This is a genomic window from Kineococcus indalonis (assembly GCF_009906395.1).
Classification (GTDB): Bacteria; Actinomycetota; Actinomycetes; order Actinomycetales; family Kineococcaceae; genus Kineococcus; species Kineococcus indalonis.
On sequence record NZ_JAAALM010000856.1, the window covers coordinates 1 to 1,036 of the forward strand.

The 1,036-nt window shown below is 80.7% G+C and carries 1 protein-coding gene; it reads right to left on the reverse strand.

Translation table 11 applies throughout. The features are described 5' to 3' along the window. Nucleotides 1-24 precede the first annotated feature (24 nt). A complete protein-coding gene (locus GTR00_RS21565; protein WP_205706380.1) occupies nucleotides 25-975 on the reverse strand; it encodes a PfkB family carbohydrate kinase in 951 nt (316 codons plus the stop codon). Nucleotides 976-1,036 lie beyond the last annotated feature (61 nt).

Sequence of the window (1,036 nt, forward strand, 5' to 3'; positions counted from 1 at the left end):
GCCGGGCACCGCCCCACCCCGCCCCTAGGGCAGCAGGTTCGCCTGCTCGTCCAGCTCCTCCGGCGACAGCGCCGGCCGGCCCCCGAGCCGCTGCACCGTCGAGCCCGCCGCGGCCGTCGCCCACCGCGCGGCCCGCTCGACCTCCTCCCCGCGCAGCAGCGCCACCGCCAGCGCCGCGGTGAAGGAGTCCCCGCCGCCGGTGGGGTCCACGACCTCCACCCCGGTCAGCGGCACCAGCTCGCCGCCGCCCTCCCAGGCCACCGCGTTGCCCGCGGCGCCGGCCTCCAGCACCACCAGGCGCGGGCCGCGCCCGACCAGCTCGCGCGCCGCGTCGAGCACCGCGTCCGCCCCCCGCAGCGCCCGGCCGCAGAACAGCTCCGCCTCGTGCGCGTCGGCGCGCAGCACCGTGGCCGCGGCGAGCACCTCCTGGCGCACCGACGCGTCCCGGCACGCCCCGTCGACCACGGTGAACCGGCCCGCCTCCCGCGCGATCCGCAGCGCCGCCGACACCGCCTCGGCGGGCTGCTGCAGCTGCACCAGGACGGCCGCGGCGCGGCGCAGCAGCCCGGTGGCGGCGTGCACGTCCGCGGCCGTCAGCTGCACCTGCTCCGAGGCGTCCTCCAGCAGCCGGCGCTGCCCGCCCGCGACGACGTCCACGAGCAGCGCCGTCGTCGCGCCCTCCCGGCGCACCACCCGGCGCACGTCCACCCCGTCCTGGCGCGCCTGCGCCAGCACCTGCTCCCCGGCCGGGTCGTCCCCCACGACCCCCACGAGCGCGGCCGACATGCCCAGCTGCGCCGCGGCCACGGCCTGGTTGGCGCCCTTGCCGCCCAGCACCTCGCGGCGCTCCCGCACGGCGGTGGACCCGCCGGCCGCGGGCACCTCGTCCACGCGCAGCACCAGGTCGCGGCCCACCTGCCCCACGACGGCGACGACGCCCTCGACGATGCCGGTGGTGGCGCGCGCTGGGGTCACTGGCCGAGCGTCGCAGCGCCCGCCGCGCCACGCACGCCGTGGGGACCCGCCGCCTCAGCCC